The sequence below is a fragment of the Bacillus sp. ABR genome (assembly GCF_056172715.1).
In genome coordinates this window covers 1-509 of sequence record NZ_JAOYSL010000016.1, presented here as the reverse complement: position 1 = coordinate 509, position 509 = coordinate 1, and the positions used below count along the sequence as shown (strand labels likewise).

Below are 509 nucleotides of genomic sequence, written 5' to 3'. Positions count from 1 at the left end.
CAGATACTTGGTTGATTGCAGAATCAACAATGTTTAATTGCTCATCAAAACCACCAGCAGCAGTAGCAGCTACATCTGCAAATTTAGTCACATCAATGTCTTTAACACTTTGACCAGTAACAATTACTCCAGCATTTTTTGCACCAATTGCATCCGCACCCATGTCCTCGATATTAACACCAATTTGTTGAGTTGCGTTAGCACCAATTTGGAAAGTCAAACTTTTTGTAGTTGCAGGATCACCAGTATCTTTAAACGTACCATCTAACAATTTTTTTCCGTTAAACTCTGTACGATTTGAGATACCATCTATTTCTTCTTGTAGAGCTTTAATCTCATCTTGAATAGAAGTAAGATCCGTACCTTTATCTTGTGTCCCAGTGTTTCCAGCTTGAACTACAAGCTCACGTACACGTTGAAGGATTGAATGAGTTTCAGTCAATGCACCTTCAGCTGTTTGGATAAGAGAGATACCGTCCTGTGCGTTTTTTGAAGCCATTTCTAATCCT

At 38.5% G+C, this 509-nt stretch carries 1 protein-coding gene; it reads right to left on the bottom strand.

Features of this window, described 5'->3' with window-relative positions:
* Nucleotides 1-509: flagellin N-terminal helical domain-containing protein (locus OIT90_RS19300; RefSeq protein ID WP_474892836.1), on the bottom strand; the 509-nt coding region annotated here is incomplete at both ends.